The following is a 22,682-nucleotide window of genomic DNA, read 5'->3' as shown; positions in this document are numbered from 1 at the left end:
TTCACGCGCCCTCCACCCCGCCGGGCGCCCCCCCCCCGCCCGCTATGGCGCCGCGCGCCTCCGTCTCGCTCGCCCCCCGCCCCCCCCCCCCCCGCGCGGCCCCTCGGCTCCAGCTCCAGGGTGAAGGTCGATCCTTTGCCGATCCGGGACGACAACTGCACCCCGTGACCGAGCACGGTTGCGAAACGGCGGACGATGGAGAGGCCGAGCCCGAAACCGGCCTGATCCGTCGCGGTTGCTTCGCCGCGCTGGAATTCGCGGAAGATTGCCTCCTGCTGCGCCTGCGCGATTCCGGGCCCGGTGTCGGAGACCTGGATGCAGATGCGGTCGCCTCTCAGCCGGCATCCCATGACGACGCCGCCGCTGCGGGTATAGCGGATCGCATTGGCAAGCAGGTTCTGAAGGATCCGTCGCAACATCATCGCATCCGACCTCACCGCGAGCGGTGAGGTGCGGATGCGCAGGGCAAGCCCCTGCCGCGCCGCGACCGGCTCGAATTCGTTGCGAAGCTGCTCGAACAGGGGCGCCAGCGCGATGGCGCGCACGTCGGGCTTGAGTGCGCCGGCGTCGAGCTTTGCGATCTCCAGCAGCGACCGCAGCAGGTCCTCCAGCATCAGCAGCGAGCGGTCGGCCTGGTCGATCAGCAGGCCCGCTTCCTGCGACTCCATCATTTCGGTCAGCGCCGACAGCGTCAGGCGCGCCGCGTTGAGCGGCTGCAACAGGTCGTGGGTGACCGAGATCAGCACCGATGATTTCAGCGAGCTTGCGGCTTCAGCCTGTTGCTTGGCGCGGTAGAGCTCTTCATTGGCGCGCTCGACCGAATGCAGCGCCCCGCGCAACTGGTGAGTCCGGTCGCGAACCTTGTGGTCGAGCGCAATCGCAGTCTCGAACAGCGAGAAGGCGTTGAGCTGCTGGTCCATCGAGCGCTCGACGCGCGACATCAGGGCGGCGTTGATCTTCTTCAGCTTCGCCGCCTCGCGCCGCAACTGGTCGGTCGCATCAGGGCCCTGCCACATGTCCGTCACGACGGGCGCCTTCCGATCGCGACGCCGGTGAAGGTCTGGTTCACATGCATGGAGCCGAACTGCTCGCCATAGGTGTGAAAGCCGACGACTCGGTTCTGCCGGTACAGTTCGGACATGTCGCGGGTGAGCTGGTGCTGCTCGGCGTCGAGCCGCCGGAGCAGGCACTCGAAGCCGATATAGAGCGAGACCTCTCCGATCTGGTCGCGGATTTCGGTGAAGGTGTCGCGGGTCGAGCCGACCAGGCTGCGCGACGTCGCCGCCGTCAGCACCATGCCCTCGTCGATGGCGCAGAAGAAATGCAAGGAGCCGTCCGGTTCGACGCGCTGGATCGACCGCGCGTAATAGGCGCCGCCGACGCGCACCAGCACCGGGTGGGACGCGAAGGAGAACGGATCGAGCTTGGCGTCCAGGATCCCGACCATGCGCGAATATTCCTCGGCCGCTGGCTCCGCGTTCAGCTCCCTGACCGTTCGATTTTCGATGTCGGCTTCGGTGACCACCATCTTCTGCGGACTGGGCTCGAAATTGTCGCACTTGAAAACCCGGAACGGCAGCGAGGTGTTCAACAGGATCAGGAGGGCGGCATTGGTGTGTGCCGTGCCGTCGCAGAACACCCAGGTCTTCTCGAAGCGCATCCCGTCACCCGCGGAGCCGCCGACAACCGGAATGTCGTCGAGCGAGGCATAGATCGCGGACATAACTGCCTCTTCGCGGCGGCACAGGCCGTCGATCAACACCAGGCCGAAGGCATTGCCGCGATCGACTTGCGGGGTGATCCGCAACAGCTCGTGCCGGAGCTCGCCGCCGATCCTGCGGCCGTCCTCGACGCGGAAACTGTCGAGGTTGAAAATCGGCCGCACCGCGGCCGAGAAATCGGCACGGCTGAACGCGAGCGCCACGACGCTGTTCTCGTCCCAGCCGTCAGGGGCGAGCTCGCCCGCGGTCGTGCAACCGCAGATCCGGGTCTCATCGAACTGCCGGGTGATCTCGGCGATGAAGTGATGGGGGTCGTAGCGGGGCGAGAGGAAAACCAGAATCAGCGCCAGCTCGTCGGACGGGAGCTGGGCGACGAGCTCGGCCACGGCTTCATTGACGCTCGCAGCCTTCGATTTGGCAACGGCAACGCCAGACGCACCGCCAAACCGAAAATCGGTTTGCCCCACTCGTTTCTCCCCTCGAGGACCAGCCCGGTCTAACGCCAAGTGCCTGATAAGTGTCCGACAAGTTCCCCAAGAGTAAGGCGCTTTCCGGTTGGCCGCAACACGGCCCCCTCGGCCCGGCAAGGCTGAACGAGCGCCGGGAGGACGGATAGTCTCGCCACCCGGGGTGCAGGCCGGCTGGATTTACCGCCTCTTGACGTTTCTGCCTTAATTTTCCGCACAGGTTCGGGAAGGGCTGCTTCCGGGCCGGCTGAGCGTTGCAAGAACAGAGGGTTGGGGGTGGGAATGTCCGGACGTATCGCGTCTTCGTCGAAGCGCACCATAATGCCGACCCTCAGGTTCCGCGCCAAGATCATTCTGGGCTTTGCCGCCGTGCTGGTGATCTCCGCCGGCAGCATGGCTTTCTCCTATTTTGGCTTCGAGCGGGTCTCGTCCGGGGTCGGGTCCTACCGCAGCAGCGTCACCGAGGCCGATCTCGCCCGCAATATCGACCGGGAGCTGCTCGCCTATCGCTCGGCAGTCAAATACTTCGTCGTCACCGGCAAGGAGGACGACGCCAAGACGGCGCTGGACGCGGAGACCGGCCTGAAGAGCGCCATCGACCAGGCGGTCAAGAGCGCCAAGAAGCCGGCGCGCCAGGAGGGCCTGGGCAAGCTCGCCAAGGAGTTCTCCAACTTCTCCGCGACCTTCGCAAAAGTCCTCCAGGCCAAGCGTGACAGCGCGCTGCTGGTGCAGAACCAGCTCATGCGCAACGCCAACCTCCTGAAATACAAGCTCGACGACATCGGCAACAATGCCTCCGATTCCGAGGCGCAGGCGATCGAGTTCGGGACCAAGCAGGTCAATGCCCAATTCCAGACCGCGAACGCGGCGGCGACCAATTTCGTGCTGACATCCGATCAGGCGATTGCGACCAGCGCGCTGGCGCGGCTGAAATTCGTCGAGAACTCGCTCGGCGCGGTTTATTCCATGGACGACAAGATCGTCGCCGGCCTGAAGGATGCCAAGGGATTACTCGGTGCCTATCGGGAATCGCTGGAGAAACTGATCGCCAATGCCAAGATGATCGACGATCTCGTCACCGAGATGAGCGGTTCGGCCGGCGCGATCCTTCAGGGTGCTACCGCCATGAAGGCGGACCTCGTTGCCGAACAGCAGCGGCTGGAGTCCGAATCGGAAGCGACCATCGGGAAGACCGAGCAACTGGTGCTGATGCTGGCCGTCGGCGGCACCCTGCTCGGCGCGGTCCTCGCCTTCCTGCTCGGCACCGGCATTTCGCGTCCGATGATCGCGATGTGCAAGGCAATGCGCGAGCTTGCCTCGGGCAATTTCGACGTCGTGCTGCCGGGCCTGGGCCGCAAGGACGAGATCGGCGAGATGGCCGGCGCGGTCGAGGAATTCAAGGTGCAGGCCGTGGCCAAGGCCGAGCGCGACGCCGCCGCCAACGAGGCCCAGAACAAGGAAGCAAGCGCTGCTCGCCGCTCGGAGCTGATTCGTTTTGCCGACGATTTCGAGAGCGCGGTCGGTGCCATCGTCTCCAACGTCTCGGCGTCCGCCGTGCAGCTGGAATCGGCAGCCTCGACGCTGACCCGCACCGCCGAGACCACGCAGAGCCTGTCGAGCCAGGTCGCCGACGTCTCCGAGCAGGCCTCCAGCAACATGCAGTCGGTCGCGACCGCGACGGAAGAGCTCTCGGCCTCGGTCGAGGAGATCGGCCGCCAGGTACGCGATTCCAGCCGCATTGCCGAAAACGCCGTGGTGCAGGCAAAGGAGACCGACAATCGCATCGGCAAGCTCTCGCATGCCGCCCAGCAGATCGGCGAAGTGGTCAAGCTGATCACGGCGATCGCCGAGCAGACCAATCTTCTGGCGCTCAACGCGACCATCGAAGCGGCACGCGCCGGTGAAGCCGGCCGCGGCTTTGCCGTCGTGGCCAGCGAAGTGAAGTCGCTGGCGAGCCAGACCGCGAAGGCGACCGACGAGATCTCTTCGCACATCACAGGCATGCAGGGCGCCACCGCCGAGTCGGTTGCGGCGATCAAGGAGATCGGCGCCACCATCGGCCAGATCTCGTCGATCTCGACGTCGATTGCGAGCGCAGTGGAGCAGCAGGGCGCGGCGACGCAGGAAATCGCGCGCAGCGTCCAGACCGTCGCGCAGGGCACTCAGACCGCTGCCACCGACATCGGCCAGGTCAACCGCGGTGCCGCCGAAACCGGCTCGGCTTCGGAAGAGGTGCTGCATTCGGCCAAGACGCTGTCGTCCGAAAGCACCCGCCTGCGCGCCGAGCTCGACCGCTTCATGGGGAATATCCGCGCGGCGTAAGGCCCGAAGCGCGCCACGCACTCCGCCGTCGTCCTGGCGAAAGCCAGGACCCATTACCCCAAGGAGGAGTTGTCGGGCGAACTGCTAACCCCGAGTCATCGCCAACTGCTCACTGGGTAGCGCTTGTCCAGGACGACGAGACCCTGCGTCACCTAACCGCCAGTTGCGGCGCCACAAGTTTACCGCCGCTTATCCTTTGCCATTTACCGTGCTCACGCGTCAGGAAGCGGGCTGCTTCCGGGCTGCGCCTGTTTTTCCGCGAATGGAATGGGGTGGGGAATGCCCGTCAAGTCGAAGCCGACCACATCGAAGCTGCTCACCTTGCGTTTTCGCGCAAAAATCATCCTCGGCTTCGTGGCGGTGCTCGCCATCCTCGCCGTCAGCATGGCTTTCGCGTATTTCGGCTTCGAGCGGATCCAGGCCGCCGTGGCCTCCTACCGCTCCAGCGTCGCCGAAGCGGACCTTGCGCGGACGGTCGATCGCGAGCTGATCGCTTACCAGGGGCTGGCGCGGGCCTACACGTTGACTGGCGCGGTCGATGATGAGACCGCGGCCAAGGCAGCCGAAGAGAATCTGAGGGCCGCCATTACCAAGTCGGCGGCGGCCACCACGGGCGCGGCGCGCCGCGAGCAGGTCGGCAAGCTCGAGGCCGACTTCAAGAGCTTTACCAAGGTGTTCGGCGAGATCATCACGTTGACGCGCGAGAATGGCAAGATCGCGACCGATGAGCTCAACAGCGTCGGCAACAAGATCCGGTTCAAGTTCGACGACCTCGCCGATACCGCGGCACTGGCGGGCCTGAACTCGGTTCAGAGCACGGCCAAGGACATCACATCGCAATACCTTGCGGTCTCCACCTCGGTCAGCGCCTTCGTCGCCAAGCCGGAGCCGAAGACCGCCGACGGCGTGATCGCCCGTATCAAATTCCTGGAGACCTTGCTGGTCTCGATCTATGCCAACGACCAGAAGATCACCGACCGCGTCACCGAGATCAGCAATCTCCTCAAGCAGTACCGCACCTCCTTTTCAAAACTGACCGAGAACGTGAAGGTCATCGTCAAGCTGAACGGCGACATGACCAAGACGGCCGCATCCATTCTCAAGCTCTCGGGTGAGCTGCGGTCGGAGCTGACGGCGGATCAGCAGCGCATCGAAGTCAACGCCAATGCCACCATCGGCGACACCGAGCGGCTGATGCTGATGATGGCGCTGGGGGGCCTTGCTGTCGGCGCCGCGCTCGCCCTGATGCTGGGCAACGGCATTTCGCGTCCGATGATCGCGATGTGCAAGGCAATGCGCGAGCTTGCCTCGGGCAATTTCGACGTCGTGCTCCCGGGCCTGGGCCGCAAGGATGAGATCGGCGAGATGGCCGGCGCGGTCGAGGAATTCAAGGTGCAGGCCGTGGCCAAGGCCGAGCGCGACGCTGCCGCCAACGAAGCCCAGAACAAGGAAGCGAGCGCTGCTCGCCGTTCCGAGCTGATTCGTTTCGCCGACGATTTCGAGAGCGCGGTCGGTGCCATCGTCTCCAACGTCTCGGCTTCCGCCGTGCAGCTGGAATCGGCGGCCTCGACGCTGACCCGTACCGCCGAGACCACGCAGAGCCTGTCGAGCCAGGTCGCCGACGTCTCCGAGCAGGCCTCCAGCAACATGCAGTCGGTCGCGACCGCGACGGAAGAGCTCTCGGCCTCGGTCGAGGAGATCGGCCGCCAGGTACGCGATTCCAGCCGCATTGCCGAAAACGCCGTGGTGCAGGCAAAGGAGACCGACAACCGCATCGGCAAGCTCTCGCACGCCGCCCAGCAGATCGGCGAAGTCGTCAAGCTGATCACGGCGATCGCCGAGCAGACCAATCTTCTCGCTTTGAACGCGACCATCGAGGCGGCGCGCGCCGGCGATGCCGGCCGCGGCTTTGCGGTGGTCGCCAGCGAGGTGAAGTCGCTGGCGAGCCAGACCGCGAAGGCCACCGACGAGATCTCCTCGCACATCACGGGCATGCAAGGCGCCACCGCCGAGTCGGTTGCGGCGATCAAGGAGATCGGCGCCACCATCGGCCAGATCTCGTCGATCTCGACGTCGATTGCGAGCGCAGTGGAGCAGCAGGGCGCGGCGACGCAGGAAATCGCGCGCAGCGTCCAGACCGTCGCGCAGGGCACTCAGACCGCTGCCACCGACATCGGCCAGGTCAACCGCGGTGCCGCCGAAACCGGCTCGGCTTCGGAAGAGGTGCTGCATTCGGCCAAGACGCTGTCGTCCGAAAGCACCCGCCTGCGCGCCGAGCTCGACCGCTTCATGGGGAATATCCGCGCGGCGTAAGGCCCGAAGCGCGCCACGCACTCCGCCGTCGTCCTGGCGAAAGCCAGGACCCATTACCCCAGCGCGAAGTTGCGGCGCGGGCCGCTAACCCCGAATCTTCGCCAAACTGCTCCCTGGGGTAACAGGTCCTGGATCGGCGCTGCGCTTGTCCAGGACGACCTGGCGCTCACTCCCTCCCGAACGCCCGCTTCAGCTCCACCTTTGCCCGCTCCAGCCGGGTGCGCTGCGTCTGCGGCAGCGTCTTGCCGGCGCGGTTGATGTAGAACGTCAGCATCGACAGCGCCGAGCGGTAGGCGCCGGTCTTGCGGCGCGCGCTGTGCTCGGCCGAGCGCTTCAACGAAGCCGCGATTTTCTTCGCACTGGTCAGCTTGAACACGCCTTGTTTGAGGTCGAGCGCGTCGCTCTCCTTCGTCACGCGCTGTGACCAGCGCTTCGGTGCGGCGCGTCTGGTGCTCTTGCCCGCCGATGTTTTGCGAGAATGTGTCGTCTTTCTGGCATGAGCCATGCGTCAACTCCTTGCGGCTCCACCGAAAACCAGCGGCGCGAGCAGTCGTTCCTGCGGGAACCTGCCCTCGCCGCAGACGTTGTCGCAGGTGGCAGGCGGAATGCCGCACCCCCTTGATCGGATCGCCCCTGTCCACGCTATGTGAACCGGGGCCATGTCCATTGGTCAGATGCAACAACGCGATGGAATTGCAGCGAAGCCTAGCGCCGGACGATGGACCTGTGGTCTCCAAGGCGGTCGCGAAGGCGGCCGCGGGCGACCGCATCATCGAAACCAGCATTCCCGCGCGACTTGACGCGCTGCCGTGGAGCGGGTTTCACACCCGCGTCGTGCTCGCGCTCGGCATCACCTGGATTCTGGATGGCCTCGAGGTGACGTTGGCCGGCGCGCTCTCCGGCGCGCTGAAGCAGAGTCCCTCGCTGCATTTCTCCAATCTCGATCTCGGCATTGCCAATTCCGCCTATCTCGCAGGCGCGGTGCTCGGCGCGCTCGGCTTCGGCTGGCTCACCGACCGCATCGGTCGCAAGAAGCTGTTCTTCATCACGCTCGCGCTCTATCTCTCGGCGACGGCCGCGACGGCTCTGTCATGGAATGTCGCGAGCTACGCACTATTTCGCTTTCTCACCGGCGCCGGCATCGGCGGCGAATATACCGCGATCAATTCGACCATCCAGGAACTGGTGCCGGCGCGCTATCGCGGCTGGACTGATCTCGTCATCAACGGCAGCTTCTGGATCGGTGCCGCGATGGGCGCCGTAGCGGCCATTGTGCTGCTCGATCCCGCAGTGATCGGCCCTGATCTCGGCTGGCGCCTCGCTTATCTCATCGGCGCGGCCATCGGCCTCGTCGTGCTCTTGATGCGGATGTGGATTCCGGAGAGTCCGCGCTGGCTGATGATCCACGGCCGTCCCGACCAGGCTCACGCCATCGTCGACGAGATCGAACGCTCGGTGCTCGGACACGACCAGGATACGACCGACGGCCGCTTCGCCAGGATCCGCCTGAAAATGCGGAGCCACACGCCGATCCGCGAGGTCGTGCACACGCTGTTCTCGGTCTATCGCCAGCGGGCGATGGTCGGCCTCGTGCTGATGATCGCGCAGGCCTTCTTCTACAACGCCATCTTCTTCACCTTTGCGCTGGTGTTGACCGATTTTTACGGCATCAGCGCCGATCATGTCGGCTGGTATCTGCTCCCCTTCGCCGCCGGCAATTTCCTCGGCCCGCTGCTGCTCGGCCGCCTGTTCGATACGCTCGGCCGCCGGACCATGATCATGTTCACCTATGGCGCGTCGGGCTTGTTGCTGGCGCTGTCGGGCTATCTGTTCTCGATTGGCGCCTTGAGCGCGCAGGGGCAGACCATCGCCTGGATGGTGATCTTCTTCTTTGCCTCGCCCGCCGCGAGCGCCGCCTATCTCACCGTCAGCGAGACGTTTCCCTTGGAAGTCCGCGCGCTCGCGATCGCCGTGTTCTACGCGGTCGGCACCGGTATCGGCGGCGTGATCGGCCCCGCGCTGTTCGGCGCGCTGATCGACACAGGGTCACGCACCAGCGTGTTCGCAGGCTATTTGCTGGGGGCCTTCCTGATGATCGCAGCCGCGATCGTGGCGTGGCGCTATGCCATCTCGGCGGAACGCAGATCGCTCGAAGAAATCGCGCGGCCGCTTGCTTCCATGGAGTAGACTATGAAATCGGAACTGGCTGAATTGGATCAAGAGCGCACCATGGTCGACGATGAAGCGCCCGATGCGGTGCCGGTGCCCCACGCGCTCGTGCCGCATCTCAATGAAACAGCGATCCTGCTCGACATCGACGGGACGCTGCTCGACCTGATGCCGACGCCGCGCGAGGTGTGGGTGCCGCCCGGCCTGTCGGAAACGCTGAACCGGTTGACGGAGCGCACCTCGGGCGCACTGGCAATGGTCAGCGGCCGTTCGCTCAACGACATCGACCTGATCTTCGCGCCCGATGTCTTTCGCGCCGTCGCCGGCCACGGCGCGGAGATGCGGCTTTCGGTGGACAACGAAGCCGATGCCGTCAGCGCGCCGCCGCTGGACAAGGAGCTGAAGCGGCGGCTCGCGGCGGTCGCCAAGCTCAGTCCCGGCATTCTGCTCGAGGACAAGGGCTATTCGCTGGCGCTGCACTACCGCCTTGCGCCGCATGCGGAGAAGGCGATCTATGAATCCGTTTCGCTGATCCGCGCCGACCTGCCCAATGCGCCGATCGAGGTGCTGCCCGGCAAGTTCGTTTGCGAGATCAAGCATTCCGGTTTCACCAAGGCGACCGGCGTGCGCGAGTTGATGAAGCACGAACCTTTCAAGGGACGCCGTCCGATTTTCATCGGCGATGACGTCACCGACGAGACCGTATTCGCGATCATGCCCGACATGAACGGGCTCGCTTTCTCGGTCGGCCGCCGCGCTATGGGTGTCAACGGGCACTTCGACGCGCCGAACGACGTGCGCACGTTCCTCGCGCGGCTGCTCGACGACTCAAGGTTGGAATAAGGCACCGACATCTCGGAGCCACATATCGCGCGCGTAATTCCCCAGCGCGCCCGTTTCATGCTGTGCGCGCCACGGTAACCCAAACCGACTTTGTGTAGCGAAATCGTCGGGTTCCCTGGAGGTAAACCGGTTCCAACGCGCACGCCCGATTTTGGTTTCAATTGGTGCAAAGGATGATCAGGAACCATATTGATGAACGGCAGTTAAACGGGTGCAATGAAACAGGAGGGGACGACCTGTGAACTTAGTCGTCGTTTCGAATCGCGTCGCACGCGGCAAACCCAACGAGCCCATGACGGGCGGTCTCGCGGCGGCCTTGTTACCCGTCGTGGAACATTCGGGCGCGATCTGGGTGGGTTCCTCGGGCCGTGTGCGTGACGGTCATCAAAAGGAGCCGTTCGCCGAAATCGAAGCATTGGGTTCGGGCGCGATCGCGACGCTGGATCTGCCGGCGGCACACTATGGCGGGTATTACGAGGGTTTTGCCAATTCGGCGCTGTGGCCGGCGCTGCACTCGCGCAGCGATCTGATCCGCGTCTCGCGTGACGACTATGTCAGCTATCGCGAGGTCAACGCCTTCATGGCGCGCGCCTTGATGCGCTTTCGGAAAGCACAAACCGCGTTCTGGGTGCAGGATTATCATTTCCTCGCACTCGGCGCGGAGCTGCGGGATCTGGGCGTCGACGATCCGATCGGCTTCTTCCTCCATACGCCATGGCCTGTCGCCGCGGTGATGCAGGGCGTGCCCAATCATCGCGAGCTGATCACGGCGATGCTGGCCTACGATCTGATCGGCTTCCAGACCCATGACGACTGCCAGAATTTTCTCGGCTATGTCGCGGGCGAACTCGGCCTCGCCGTCGAAGACGGCGTTGCGATCTCGCAGCATGGCCGAACGCGCTGCGAGGTGTTTCCGATCGGCATCGACGCCGAGAAGTTCGCGCAATACGCGGCGAAATCGGCGTCGCATCCGGACGTCTCCCGGCTTCGCCGCAGCCTCAACGGTGAGCGGCTCGCGATCGGCGTCGACCGGCTCGACTATTCCAAGGGCCTCGTCAACCGCATCAGCGCGTTCGATCGGCTTTGGACCGAGCATCCGCAGTTTGCGCGCAGCATCTCGCTGTTGCAGATCGCAAATCCCTCGCGCGGTGCCATCGAAGCCTATGGCAATTTGCAGAACGAAGTCGCGCGGCTCGTGTCCGACGTCAACGGCCGCCACGGCGAGGCCGACTGGACACCTATCCGCTATCTCAACAAGGGCTTTAGCCAGGCCGTGCTCGCGGGACTCTACCGCACCGCGCAGATCGGCGTGGTGACGCCGCTGCACGACGGCATGAACCTGGTCGCCAAGGAATATGTCGCCGCACAAAACCCGGCCGATCCCGGCGTGCTGGTGTTGTCGAAATTCGCCGGCGCGGCCAACGAACTCGACGCCGCGCTGCTGGTCAATCCGCACGACATCGACGGCATGGCGCGCGCGATCGCGGTCGCGGCCGCGATGCCGCTCACCGAGCGCAAGATGCGCTGGGATGCGATGATGAAGAAGCTGCGCGGCCACACCATCCAGCAATGGTCGGCGGATTTCGTCGCAGAACTGGAGAAGTGCCGGACGGAGAAGGCCGCGGTTGCGCCGCTCGCCAACCAGCCGCCGCAAGCGCTGCGCTGGCTCAAGTCGGCGATATCGGGCGTGCGGCTGATCTAGTCTCCTCCCCGTTCATTTCGGGGAGGGCAGGGGCGAAGACGAGAGCCTCAATAGCAATACGACACGCCTTCCAGAATCGCGCACTGCCGCTTGTTCGGCGCGTTCGGATCGTCGAGCGGCACCATGCCCTTGCCCTGGCCGACGAACACGCCGGGCCCGACATGCACCGAGCTCTTGTTGCCGATAATGACGCTCTGATGCGGCGTCGCGCTCGAACGCGTGCCGTCCGGCCAGAGGATGGCATCGCCCGAAAGCATCCCGCGCCGTCCGTCGTCACAGCTGACGTCGCCCCCTTGCCGGGTGCAGACCTGTGCGGCGGCCGGTCCTGCAAAGGCGGCGGCCACAGCCGAAATCAGGCTCAGCGCGGCGATGGTGTTGCGGATGATCATGGGGCCCCCGGTCTTGTTTGACGGTCTTGAGTGAATCGTCGCACCAAACCCGCCGCCGGTTCAGCCAGCAGGCGGTTCCGAGCGTTAGCGTTGCGCCTGATATTGTCTATAAAATACAATATCTTACGGAAAAATCACCCGATTTCCCCGCGATCCCTTGCAAAATCATCGGCGCCCCTTCAAGAGAGTGCGCTCCGGAGAGATGGCCGAGTGGCTTAAGGCGCACGCTTGGAAAGCGTGTGTGCGGGAAACCGTACCGTGGGTTCGAATCCCACTCTCTCCGCCAGCCAGCCAAAGTCGTCCCGTACTTCGATGTGGAACAGGTCTAAAATCCGGCCATTTTCCTGCATTGTCCTCGCCAGAGAATTCCCACCGCCAATCAAAATAGCCGTTTGAGAGCCCCGGAGAACCGAATTTTCTCCGAATCTTAGTACCCCCAAATCGGTCTAGTACGGCATTTTCCCGCAAGCCAAGCGCTTGTTAGGGATGTGGTTTGCATCCCTCTCGCTCAACCGATGAGACCGAAGGACTCCGATTAGCTCATCGATTCGGAGTTGCTAACCAGTCGCCAGACACGAGAATTCTATCAACTTGCAAGGCGCGTCTAGCGCCCCAGCAGTTCGTCAATCGCAGCCAACAATTGCATAAATTGCATCCGACGTTTGGGCCCAAGCGTGTTCAGCTTTGCTGCAATTGTCTCCAGCGTCTGGGGCGATGGCTCTTTTGCCTCCAGGTTCGGCTCGAGCCATTGTTCCAGGCCCGCCGTGGTCTTCTTGGCTAGTTTTACTTTTCTATTCAAAACCTTGCTCATGTGCGGTTGGGTCACGCCACAGGCTTTCGCCACGTCAGACTGGCTGGCGCCAGTCTCGCGCATTTTGGTGTGAACTCGCGCTAGCAAGGTTCTCGCGGGCATCGATCGGTGTTATGCAATACATAGAAGGTACATTCATTACATACTGAGCCCCTTGGATGCAACGCGTCGTCGGCCAGTTTCGTGGCCATTTCGACTTTCTGGATCTGCCGGACCCGGAAACGCTGTTGATCGGCGATCTGCGCTGGGGCGCGTTCGAGCACCCTCTCACGCCCGCGTTCTGGGTGGCTCAGGCGTGGATGACGGGAACACCCTCAGAAGATAGCTTTCAGCTCGGGCGCTCGCTTGAGGAGGAGGTGATCTATTGCATCCTCGGCGGTTACGGCATTCCGGCCGAAGTAGGGCTTGCCGCGGCCGAACGAGTATGTCGCGCCCTTCCGGACTTGTCAGGCAACGTCCGCCGACATGTGCGATTGCAGGAACTGCTGATGCATCCGCTTCAGATTGGCGGCCGCACGGTGAAGTATCGCTTTGCCGCACAACGGGCTGAGTATCTGGCACGTGCGCTTACCGTGCTGCCCAGTATCGAGGAAACTGCGATTTCCGATGTGGCGCTGCGCAATGCGCTTCTCGGGCTGCCAGGCGTTGGACCTAAGACAGCGTCTTGGATCGTCCGCAATCGACGTGCCAGCAACGAGGTCGCGATCCTGGATGTTCACATCGTCAGAGCTTGCAGGATCATGGGCATATTCCCGCACACTGCCGATCCAGTGCGACTCTATTTTGAACTCGAGCGGCGATTTCTCGAGTTCTGCCGCGCAACCGGGTCGGCCGCCTCGAGCATGGACGCTGTTATGTGGAGCACCATGAGAGCGCTAAGCCAAAAGTTTATGCAACAACTGGTTGACGGAACGATGCAGCTGAGAAACTCTCCGGAAAGAAACGATCCGGAGGGGGTAAATGTCGGGGTCAGGCGGCTCGCGTAACGAAGGCGGCGGTGCGACAGGAGGCGGCAGGGGGCCGACCGACCCATGCGCCCGAATCCGCCGCGGTCCGATCAATAGTCCAAAAGCCACGGTCCTCGGAGCTCTTAGGATCGGCTCCGTTCTCGGCGTCGAGGTCAGGCGACTGGGCGCTTCACCAATCTTGACCGTCGTCGATGGGGTTGGGGCTGCGGCTGGCTCGCTCACGTTCGTCGGTTATCTCGAACTTGTTGATTGCATCGAGAACCGCGGTTTCACGTATCAGGCTACGATCGTAAACATTGCCGGCGGAGCCTATGAGGTCAGAGTAGATCCGGTATGACACGCGATCTCACGATCGTAGGCGGCATCTACATTGAACGATGTATTCAGCCGTTGTGGGATGCTGTCTATGGTTCGGCTGGCCGAGCGGCGTACGCAGTGCGCAATCTAGTTCCTGGGCGGATCATACTGCACTCCTATGTTTCGCCCGCGATGCTGGCGCACGCGGAGCATATGGCCTCCGACTGCGATGCGACCCTGATGCCGACCACCGCGGAGCATGATCTCAGCTTCAGCTATCTACATCCGATGTCCGTTCCGATCATTTTTCCTGCGCCGCGGGATATCAAGGCTCATGCGCCGATACCGGTAAAGGGTGATGTGGTACTTCGATTCGGAATGCTGGAGGGCGACGCAATCGTGCAAGCCGATGTCGCTGTCTATGATCCGCAATCGGCATTTGATGTAACCTCGTTTCAGGCCAACGGGTCTCGGGCACGTCGCCTGGCTGTGGTGATGAATCGCCACGAAACCGAGCAAATGACTGGTCAAGGCGATCCTTCGCTAGCAGCGAGGGATCTCATTGCAAAAGGTTTGGCTGAGGTCGTAATCGTCAAGATGGGTAGCAGTGGAGCCATGGTGACAAGTGGCTCCGGTCAGTCCGTTATCCCGGCGTACCGTTCGACCCACGTTTGGAAGCTCGGATCTGGCGACGTTTTCTCGGGCACCTTTGCTGCATTGTGGGGATGCCAGGGCATGGATGCGCCACAGGCGGCTGATCTCGCATCGCGGGCGGTGGCTCTGTATTGCGATACGCGAAGCCTTCCTGTTCCAGTTTCCTCCGATTTGCATGCGCTGAGGTACGATCCTGTCGTACCGACGAGGGGCACAGTTTACTTGGCGGCGCCATTCTTCGATTTGGCCCAGAGGTGGCTTGTTGAGGAGACGCGGGATCAGCTCCGCGCTCTTGGCGCATCCGTTTTCTCGCCTCTCCACCAGGTCGGGCCCGGGCCCGCGTCAATCGTCGGGCCGGAGGACATCAAGGGCTTGGAACAGTCAGACGCGGTGTTTGCCATCTTGAACGGCCTGGATGCAGGCACGATCTTTGAAGTGGGTTACGCCGTTAAGAAGGGCATCCCGGTCGTTTGCTTCGCGCAGAATGTCAGCGTCGAAAGTCTCAAGATGATCGAAGGGACCGGCTGCGAAGTGGTCGATGACTTTGTTTCCGCGCTGTATCGAACGATATGGAGGCTTCCGAAGGCATGAAAGCGGTTCTCATGTCCGGTGGTATGGACTCGATCAGTATTGCCTGGTGGAAACGGCCGGAGATTGCGATTTTCGTCGACTACGGGCAGAAGCCGGCCTCCGCGGAACGCGATGCGGGCCTGGCGGCCTGTCGCGCTATGGACATCCGCTACGAGCAGGTGAAAGCCGACTGCAGCGCCATTGGTTCAGGAGATATGGCGGGTACAGCTCCCAGCGTTCATGCTCCTGTTTCGGAATGGTGGCCCTTTAGAAACCAGCTCATCTTGACGCTCGCCGGTGCTGCAGCGCTGCGTCTCGGCGCGACGGAGCTGCTGATCGGGACGCTGAGGACGGACGGTCAGCATGCTGATGGTCTGCCCGCTTTCGTCGAGCAGATTTCCGATCTGATGGCGATGCAAGAGGGTGGTCTGACCGTGAGTGCGCCGGCGATTGGTCTTTCGGCGCCTGAACTGGTGGTCACCTCGGGGATAGACAAGGAAACCCTTGCCTGGGCTCACTCATGCCATACGGGAGAACTGGCCTGCGGGCAGTGTCGCGGGTGCGTTAAGCATTATGAGACCTGGAAGGCGCTGGGTTGGGATGCGCACTGAAGAGCCGACACCACGCGATACGCCATTAGCCTGGGCGCCGTACGGATTCGACATCGTCACGACGGAACTGCTGACCCGCCCCGGCCCTCCTTCCTCACGGAGCTTTGCGGATGTAATCGCCAAGCGGCGCTCGACCGTCGGCGATCCGATTACGTTGAGTTCGGTCGCCGAATTGCTGTGGTACGCAGTCGGTTGGAAAGGGTATGCGCCGAGCGGGCGGGCCGGATTGCCGATTGCATGGTCGACAAGTCCATCGTCTGGTGGGCTTCAGTCGATCAACGTCATTTGCATGCCGGATGATGGTTTGGCGCCGAGATTGTACGATCCCGTCGAACATGCGTTCTCAGTTCTCAGAGTCGACAATGAACTCGTGCGCTTGGAGAATCGCAAAGCCGTCTTATCGGTCACGGGAACGTATAACGGCTGCACATTGCGATTGGTTGGCGATCGCTCGAAACTCTACGCGGCTTACGAAAACGCTCCGTCTCTCCTGCTTCGTGATGCTGGCGCGGTCCTGGCAACTGTCTGCTTATGCGCAGAATGGCTCGGGCTTTTGGCGTGCCCGCTAGGGTTCCTGGGAGACGCGATGTTGCCCTTGTTGGGACTTCCTGACGATCGTTTCCAGGCTGTCGGAGGAATTCAGCTGTCCAGTCAGGAGACCGCGATTGTCGGATAGATCATGAGAGGCGATGGTCATCGAGCGGTTACTTGAAGCCGGTTACGATGTCACGCTTCAGCTGTTTGGCTGCAACCGAGCTGGTCTCCGGGCCTTTCTAAGGAGATCGGCCACATGGCTCGTCAACCCCACATCTCCTCGGATCCGCAAGCCGACATGGGAAGGGAGCTGCGCGAGCAGACGTCGTAATTCCTCTAGTCCGCTGGAAACTTCGAACACCTCCCACTGATCCGCTTCGCCGGGTACGAGCGTGGAAGCCGAGCTGTCAGTCGCGCCCTTGTGCAGCTGCACGATCCAGACGCGCTTGCCGTCATGCACCCATTCGAACCGCACCGGCCCCAGCTGTTCCTCGGCGAAACGATACGTCTCACGAACGTCGTGGAGTACGTTTTCAGGCAGGCGTTCCGGTAGTCGCTTGCCAACCATGAAGCTGTCTCCCTCGCCGGGAGCGCCTTCAATCACAATTTGCTTGTCTGCATCCATGATTGCGGCGCCAGCAAATGTCGCCGGTACCGCCGATTGGCACAAAACAGCCGAAATCGCTTCACCCGTTGGATCTTCCTCGGCCATGAGGCGAAACGGATCAAGCCAGCCCTTCGCCGTCGTGAACTTGCCGGGCTCTTGCTCTCGTGGGCAGGTTCTGATCCATACTTCGTTCGATGAAGTCGGCTGGCCGAAGGCGAACGGAGCAATGCGCCGAGAGATGCACGCTGTTCTTGGCACGGGAAGCCCAATGAGATTGGCGATAAGCAGGCCGAACGTCTTATCACCGATGAGCCGGCTGAACCGATTAGGCCATTTCAGTGCGGCCATAGCAGGCGCGCTATCGGAGCGCTCATACTCCCACATCAAAGTATGGCCGCGGCGCCAACCCCTGGGCTTCGGATGAATGCTGAATTCCAGCCTTCCCCGTCCGGCATCGACCGTCGCGACAGGAAAGCCGTAAACCGTTTCAAGCAGCGAAAGTCCCCAATCCAAAGGCAGGGAAGCCGTGCCGCCTTTTTCGACGCAGCGAGGCGTGTCGTCGGGTGCAAACTCGATGACGCCCCCTTGGATCACACCCGATACGCCCCCGTCCGACACGTCGACGGTTTCGTTCGCAATGACATAAAGGCCTTCAGCGGACATCTTCCGTACCAGCGCTTCTATCTGTGCGAGGTCCGACAGGCCATAGTGGAAATCGCGGCTCCTCGGGCTATCCGGGGTGAAGCTGCGCAGATTGACGGTACCTTCCGGGCATTGCTCAAGAAGGGAACGCAAGCTTTCCGCGAGACCGGAAAAGGTGCGATTGGCATCGAGGCCGGCCACACGGCTGAACTCTTGCCGGGGCTCGTCCGACCCTGGCGAATAACTTACGAATTGCGCGACGTTTCCGACCTGGGCAAGCTCGTCGAGAGACTTGTCTTTCCTGAACGACATCAACCGGGTCCTTGTACGGAAGCCTTGCCGAACGGAAGTAATGGGCCTAGGCGTTCCAGTCCAGTTGCTCCTACGGAACACTCCCGCCCTTTGACAGCCAAACACGGTTGGCTTTCCGGGGGCGCCCCGGACCTCCTGCCGGCATCCTTCCATGTTAGTGCCGTCAGCCAACCCGGAGGGCAAGCCTTGAAGCAGCGCAAACATGTGGACGAGACCGGCCCACCTGGCCTGTACGGCTACGTCTGGAGGAGGCCGCGTTCTATCCCGGCTGGAGCGGTGTTCGGCTGACGCCCATGATCTCCTAGCCAAATTTGATCTGCCGACTGTGCCAACTAGCAGAAAATTAAGGCTGGCGGCCCAAACTGAGTGGACCTTCAGCCGCGGTCTAGCGTAATGTCATACAAAGAGGATCGAATCATGACCGCCTACGCCGCCGTACTTGAGGCAAGAGATTTGGCTGAAAAGCAGGTCACTATCTTGAGGCGGGTGCTGCTGAAGAAGGGCGCTTCCGTAAAGATAGCGGGTATCTCTGCTTCGCCAAATACGAAGCGGGTAAAGCTTGTCCGCAAGAAGAAGGCCTAGCCTCTATTCCGACAGCGACTGGAAGCGCGAAGTCGACGAGGGCGGCTCCTCCGATCCTTGGCGCCTGCCCGTAGGACGTGACTACGGCAGGATCATCCACAGCGCGAGCTTCAGACGGCTACAAGGGAAGACCCAGGTCTTTCCTGGCCACGAGTCCGACTTTTTCCGAAATCGTCTCACGCACTCGCTTGAAGTGGCACAGATTGCGAGCGGCATCGCCGAGCGGTTGAACCACGTCGATCCTTACTTCAGTAAGAACAGGCTCGACCTGCGCCTGTGTGAAGCTGCCGCACTTCTCCATGACATCGGTCATCCGCCATTTGGGCACAACGGCGAGCGCGCGCTCGACGATCTCATGCGGGGGGCGGGAGGCTTTGAAGGAAACGCGCAGACGCTGCGCATCATATCAAGGCTTGAGAAAAAGGTCCGGAGAAGGACGGCCAAGGGAGACGATCGCGCGGGGCTGAATTTGACCTACCGTCTAATGGCCGCCGTTCTGAAGTACGATAGGGTCATTCCTGCGCGGCGAACCAAAGCGAGCAAGCTCGTAAAGGGCTACTACGAATCGGAAGCGGACGTCGTCCGCAACATCAAGCTGCACACGGCGGGCCGCTTTGGTCGCCGAAAGTTCAAGACCATCGAATGCTGGATTATGGATCTGGCTGATGACATTGCGTATTCGACCTATGACCTCGAAGATTCGATGAAGGCGGGCTTTCTCAGCCCTGCGTCCATTCTCGCATCCAAGGATGACTTGCTGTCCAAGGTTGCGGACAAGACGTCTGAAGAGATCGGTCGTGCGATCGCGCCGGATGATGTGCTTGATATCTTCAGCGACATTTTTGCTGCGATAAATGCCGATGACTCCGAGAATTCATTGCTCGCCTTCGTGGAGACCTTTAGGGCTTCGCAGGCGTTGAGCGAGTCGGGCTATTTCAGGACGAAACTGTCCTCGCAATTGGTTCATGAGGCCATCAACTCGGTCGGGGTGAAGCTCAACCCACAATACCCGATGCTCAGCGAGGCGTACCTTAACCATAAGGCACGCCTGAAAGTCGAGGTTCTAAAGCAGTATACCTTTGAAAGCATGATCTACTCATCGCGGGTTAAATTGCCTGAATTCCGCGGATACGAGGTAGTGAAGAGTATCTTCGAGGCACTCGCCAGCAAAAGGGGTTATCTAATGATGCCCGATGATGTGCGCGAAAACCACGCGAGTGCCTCAAACAGACCCGAGCAGCTCCGCATCATTTGCGATTTTGTTGCCGGCATGACCGATCGTTACGCGACTGAATTCTATGACCGTCTACATTCGAACGCCGGTCACAGTATGTTCAAGCCAGTCTGATTTTCGATCGCCTGTCAGCCTGCGTATCGCTGCCTCCGCAACTTCAATTGAAGCTCCTGCTAGCAATGATGTTGACCGCGCGAGCTTCTGCCGATCATCTGTTTGACCTGCCCCGCCCGTGGTCCCAGCTTCCACGCGGCCGTCGCCCTGTGGGCGAGGCGCAGAGTGATCAGCAAGCGGTTGCTGAAGTCCTAGGCGTCCGCTTTCAATGACTGCTTTCACCTTTGGCGAACATTCCAAACAAGTCAGATGGTACCAATGGTGGAGTAGCTGGACTGATAAGGTTTGGTCGCAAAGCTTATCGGTCGGTGAAATTCCATAACATTCGATTTGCGAAATCCGTGCGCGTCCAAACCGCTTCCAGCGAGGATGGTTTTACCGGCTCCCGGCTTTCCGAGCGGGCGAGCTGAACAGAGCCTGCTGCTGGTCCCATTCAGCTGGGATGCATTTCAAGAGCTGTGCCAGCTCAAGGCCGTCTGGTTGGAAACCGTTCAGGATGGCTTCGGTGATGGCCGGCGAGAGCAGGGTGAGCCGAAGCACCCGGCACAGATAGGACTCGTTGATCTTCTCGGCCTTGGCGAGCTCTCGCACTGAAGTAAAGTGGCTCGATTCAAGCATATTGCGCCAGCGATGGGCCCGCACCACGGCCTTGACTAACGTATTGTCGACCTGCGGCTTCGGCGGTGACCAGGCCTCGGCATTCGCGGGGGTGACGACGCGTTTACGACCACCCTGCCGGCGGAACGAGATCGGAATGCTGACGACCATTGTTCTTCCGTCGCGACTGAGCTTCGGTCGACCAATGGCACCGAGGGTGAGGGTGGTCGGTCGGTTCATTCGGCTGCCTGCTGGAACGGCTGCGGTTGCAATTCAGAGGAGAGCGCGGTCAGTCCATTGACCTTCAATGTGATGTCTATCCGCTCAGCATGCATGTCGATGCGTTCGACGAGCAATTCGACGATGCGCGATTGTTCTGCCGGGAACAGCTCGTCCCAAAGCTCGTCAAAACCGAGCAGCGCGCTCCGCACTTCAGCCTCGCTGGCCGCTGCGGATTGCTTGCGTAAAGCGCGCCAGGTCTGAACGATGACTTCGGGGGTTTGCAAAAGCAGGCGGACTTGATCGACGATGATCCGCTCGATCTCGGCGGCGGGCACCAACTTGACGGGGCAGTCTGACCTGCCGTGCTTCATCGCCGTCTGGCTGATGTAGTAGCGATAGAGTCGACCCGACTTTCGGGTGTGGGTTGGCGACATCGCCGCGCCGTCAGGACCGAACAGAAGCCCTTTCAGAAGGGCAGGGGTTTGCGCGCGAGCATTGCCGGCCCGCTTGCGTGGGCTTTCCTTGAGAATGGTGTGGACCTGATCCCAGAGCTTGCGATCGATGATCGGCTGGTGCTCGCCAGGATATGAGGTGCCTTTGTGAACCGCCTCGCCAAGGTAAACCCGATTGTTGAGAATTTTATACAACACCCCTTTGTCTAACAGATGGCCATACCGAGTGCGTTCGTTGGCCGCGACAAGCTCGCGAGCCAGCCGGGTGGCGGACTTGAGCTGCACAAACCGCCGAAAAATAGCTCTGACTCTCTCGGCATCGGCTTCGTGGATCAGCAATTTGCGATCATGGACTTCGTAGCCGAGCGGCGTCCAGCCGCCCATCCATTTGCCACGTCTGCGGGAGGCCGCGACCTTGTCGCGAATGCGCTCCCCGATAAGCTCGCGCTCGAATTGCGCGAACGTGACGAGGATGTTCAGGGCCATCCGACCCATCGCATCCTTGGTATTGAAGGATTGCGTGACCGAGACGAAAGTGACGCCACTGCGTTCGAACAACTCTACCAGGTTGAGGAAGTCGAGCATCGAACGCGACAGTCGATCGATCTTGTAGACGATGATCACGTCAATCTTCGCGGCTTTGACATCGGCCAGCAGGCGCTTCAGTGCCGGTCGCTCCAGGGTGCCTCCGGAAAAGCCGCCGTCGTCGTAGCGGTCCGGCACTGGAGACCAGCCCTCGGCCCGCTGACTCACAACATAGGCCTCACAAGACTCCCGCTGTGCATCGAGCGAGTTGAAGTCCATATCGAGGCCTTCTTCGCTCGATTTACGCGTGTAGATCGCGCACCGGAGCTTGCGCGTCATCGAAACACGGGCTGATAGTTCCTCGCCGAAGGAATTGGCAAGCGGCCTGTCTGCCTTCTTTGACCGGCTTCGGGACGTCATTGCCGGCCCTGCGAAGTCTTAAGGCCGAAGAAGACCCAGCCATTCCATTTGGTCCCGGTAATCTCGCGAGCCACCGATGAGAGGGACTTATACGGGCGACCCAGATATTCGAAGTCGCAGTGCCGGACAGTCACGCAATGCTCAATGCCTTCCCATTCCCGAACCAACCTGGTCCCGGCGACTGGGTGCAGCATTGGCCGCGCTTTGCGGTCAGCCGGCTTTTGGTCAGCAAATTGCCTAGCCATGGCCTTAAGCCGGTCAAGCGTGTCCCGGCTCAGGCCGCCGTAGGCCAGCTCCTGGATCCGATAGGCCAGCCGGTTCTCGAGGAAGCGGCGATTGTAGGCCGGGGGCTCGGTATCGAATAATTCGCGCCAGCGGGCCTTCAGAGCGGCTGCGGACGCATTCTTCAGGGCCGCCAATTGCAATAAAACGGTCTCTCTCACGGTGCAAAATCCTCGCATTTGCGGTCGACATCACCCCCACACCCGGCCTCACAGTCGAGCAGAGTTTTTGCAGTGTCGGGCAAAACAGGACTGGACTTCCGCGCCAAAACACGCAGGAAGCCGGACGATAGGATGATCGCGAGCTCGGTTAGGTTGTCATC

At 61.6% G+C, this 22,682-nt stretch carries 20 protein-coding genes and 1 tRNA gene; 12 read left to right on the top strand and 9 right to left on the bottom strand.

Translation table 11 applies throughout. The annotated features are described in order from the left end of the window. Both AC0L30_RS25595 and AC0L30_RS25590 read right to left on the bottom strand, forming a co-directional pair. A partial coding sequence (locus AC0L30_RS25595) for a sensor histidine kinase (RefSeq protein ID WP_473405562.1) occupies positions 1 to 1,016 on the bottom strand: 1,016 nt, incomplete at its 3' end. Between the two features lie 5 nt (positions 1,017 to 1,021). Continuing rightward, complete coding sequence (locus tag AC0L30_RS25590) at positions 1,022 to 2,188, bottom strand: FIST N-terminal domain-containing protein (RefSeq protein ID WP_473405525.1); 1,167 nt, start codon at positions 2,186 to 2,188, stop codon at positions 1,022 to 1,024. A gap of 282 nt (positions 2,189 to 2,470) precedes the next feature. On the opposite strand from AC0L30_RS25590, the gene AC0L30_RS25585 reads away from it, so the two are divergent. Continuing rightward, positions 2,471 to 4,510, top strand: a complete 2,040-nt coding sequence (locus AC0L30_RS25585; protein ID WP_473405524.1) for a methyl-accepting chemotaxis protein — start codon at positions 2,471 to 2,473, stop codon at positions 4,508 to 4,510. A gap of 279 nt (positions 4,511 to 4,789) precedes the next feature. Then, entirely contained in the window at positions 4,790 to 6,823 is a 2,034-nt protein-coding gene (locus AC0L30_RS25580; protein WP_473405523.1) for a methyl-accepting chemotaxis protein, read from the top strand. 166 nt (positions 6,824 to 6,989) lie between these two features. Here AC0L30_RS25580 and AC0L30_RS25575 read toward each other — a convergent pair whose 3' ends face one another. Next, positions 6,990 to 7,328: a DUF3175 domain-containing protein gene (locus AC0L30_RS25575; protein WP_473254816.1), complete on the bottom strand. Its 339-nt coding sequence runs from the start codon at positions 7,326 to 7,328 to the stop codon at positions 6,990 to 6,992. A 182-nt stretch (positions 7,329 to 7,510) separates the two neighbouring features. On the opposite strand from AC0L30_RS25575, the gene AC0L30_RS25570 reads away from it, so the two are divergent. The 3 genes from AC0L30_RS25570 (at position 7,511) to AC0L30_RS25560 (ending at position 11,537) form a co-directional block, all read left to right on the top strand. Continuing rightward, the gene (locus AC0L30_RS25570) at positions 7,511 to 9,010 is read left to right on the top strand and encodes an MFS transporter (RefSeq protein ID WP_473405522.1); all 1,500 of its coding nucleotides are present in this window, start codon (positions 7,511 to 7,513) and stop codon (positions 9,008 to 9,010) included. Positions 9,011 to 9,013: 3 nt separating this feature from the next. After that, complete coding sequence (gene otsB / locus AC0L30_RS25565; RefSeq protein ID WP_027515103.1) at positions 9,014 to 9,835, top strand: trehalose-phosphatase; 822 nt, start codon at positions 9,014 to 9,016, stop codon at positions 9,833 to 9,835. A 238-nt stretch (positions 9,836 to 10,073) separates the two neighbouring features. Then, complete coding sequence (locus AC0L30_RS25560; protein WP_007599076.1) at positions 10,074 to 11,537, top strand: trehalose-6-phosphate synthase; 1,464 nt, start codon at positions 10,074 to 10,076, stop codon at positions 11,535 to 11,537. Between the two features lie 47 nt (positions 11,538 to 11,584). Here the strand turns inward: AC0L30_RS25560 and AC0L30_RS25555 are convergent, their stop codons facing one another. Beyond that, positions 11,585 to 11,926 carry a hypothetical protein gene (locus tag AC0L30_RS25555; protein ID WP_007599077.1) on the bottom strand — a complete coding sequence of 114 codons (342 nt, stop codon included), beginning with the start codon at positions 11,924 to 11,926 and terminating at the stop codon, positions 11,585 to 11,587. Positions 11,927 to 12,122: 196 nt separating this feature from the next. Here AC0L30_RS25555 and AC0L30_RS25550 point away from each other — a divergent pair. Then, a tRNA-Ser gene (locus tag AC0L30_RS25550) sits at positions 12,123 to 12,212 on the top strand. Positions 12,213 to 12,530: 318 nt separating this feature from the next. Here AC0L30_RS25550 and AC0L30_RS25545 read toward each other — a convergent pair. After that, positions 12,531 to 12,800 (bottom strand): helix-turn-helix domain-containing protein, encoded by a 270-nt coding sequence (locus AC0L30_RS25545; RefSeq protein WP_473405521.1) that lies wholly within the window; start codon positions 12,798 to 12,800, stop codon positions 12,531 to 12,533. A 95-nt stretch (positions 12,801 to 12,895) separates the two neighbouring features. On the opposite strand from AC0L30_RS25545, the gene AC0L30_RS25540 reads away from it, so the two are divergent. The 4 genes from AC0L30_RS25540 (at position 12,896) to AC0L30_RS25525 (ending at position 16,513) form a co-directional block, all read left to right on the top strand. Next, on the top strand, positions 12,896 to 13,723 hold the full coding sequence (locus AC0L30_RS25540) for an 8-oxoguanine DNA glycosylase (RefSeq protein WP_473405520.1): 828 nt from the start codon (positions 12,896 to 12,898) through the stop codon (positions 13,721 to 13,723). Positions 13,724 to 14,038: 315 nt separating this feature from the next. Further along, on the top strand, positions 14,039 to 15,247 hold the full coding sequence (locus AC0L30_RS25535; RefSeq protein WP_473405519.1) for a PfkB family carbohydrate kinase: 1,209 nt from the start codon (positions 14,039 to 14,041) through the stop codon (positions 15,245 to 15,247). After that, positions 15,244 to 15,837, top strand: coding sequence for a 7-cyano-7-deazaguanine synthase (locus AC0L30_RS25530; protein WP_473405518.1), 594 nt, complete (start codon positions 15,244 to 15,246; stop codon positions 15,835 to 15,837). Before AC0L30_RS25535 ends, AC0L30_RS25530 begins: the two co-directional genes overlap by 4 nt. Continuing rightward, positions 15,827 to 16,513 (top strand): nitroreductase family protein, encoded by a 687-nt coding sequence (locus AC0L30_RS25525; protein WP_473405517.1) that lies wholly within the window; start codon positions 15,827 to 15,829, stop codon positions 16,511 to 16,513. Before AC0L30_RS25530 ends, AC0L30_RS25525 begins: the two co-directional genes overlap by 11 nt. 57 nt (positions 16,514 to 16,570) lie before the next feature. Here AC0L30_RS25525 and AC0L30_RS25520 read toward each other — a convergent pair whose 3' ends face one another. After that, positions 16,571 to 17,932 carry a hypothetical protein gene (locus AC0L30_RS25520; RefSeq protein WP_473405516.1) on the bottom strand — a complete coding sequence of 454 codons (1,362 nt, stop codon included), beginning with the start codon at positions 17,930 to 17,932 and terminating at the stop codon, positions 16,571 to 16,573. A 417-nt stretch (positions 17,933 to 18,349) separates the two neighbouring features. On the opposite strand from AC0L30_RS25520, the gene AC0L30_RS25515 reads away from it, so the two are divergent. Continuing rightward, positions 18,350 to 18,514, top strand: a complete 165-nt coding sequence (locus AC0L30_RS25515; RefSeq protein ID WP_473405515.1) for a hypothetical protein — start codon at positions 18,350 to 18,352, stop codon at positions 18,512 to 18,514. Further along, the gene (gene dgt, locus AC0L30_RS25510) at positions 18,492 to 19,862 is read left to right on the top strand and encodes a dGTP triphosphohydrolase (protein WP_473405514.1); all 1,371 of its coding nucleotides are present in this window, start codon (positions 18,492 to 18,494) and stop codon (positions 19,860 to 19,862) included. Before AC0L30_RS25515 ends, dgt begins: the two co-directional genes overlap by 23 nt. Positions 19,863 to 20,237: 375 nt before the next feature. Here dgt and AC0L30_RS25505 read toward each other — a convergent pair whose 3' ends face one another. The 3 genes from AC0L30_RS25505 to AC0L30_RS25495 form a co-directional block, all read right to left on the bottom strand. Beyond that, a complete protein-coding gene (locus AC0L30_RS25505; RefSeq protein ID WP_473405513.1) occupies positions 20,238 to 20,630 on the bottom strand; it encodes a hypothetical protein in 393 nt (130 codons plus the stop codon). Between the two features lie 65 nt (positions 20,631 to 20,695). Next, positions 20,696 to 21,997 (bottom strand): recombinase family protein, encoded by a 1,302-nt coding sequence (locus tag AC0L30_RS25500; protein WP_473405512.1) that lies wholly within the window; start codon positions 21,995 to 21,997, stop codon positions 20,696 to 20,698. Positions 21,998 to 22,074: 77 nt separating this feature from the next. Beyond that, the gene (locus AC0L30_RS25495) at positions 22,075 to 22,521 is read right to left on the bottom strand and encodes a DUF2924 domain-containing protein (RefSeq protein ID WP_473405511.1); all 447 of its coding nucleotides are present in this window, start codon (positions 22,519 to 22,521) and stop codon (positions 22,075 to 22,077) included. Positions 22,522 to 22,682 lie beyond the last annotated feature (161 nt).

The sequence above is a fragment of the Bradyrhizobium sp. MI1.11 genome, assembly GCF_055811255.1.
Note: the sequence above shows the minus strand (reverse complement) of the source record. Positions and strands in the feature narration are given on the sequence as shown.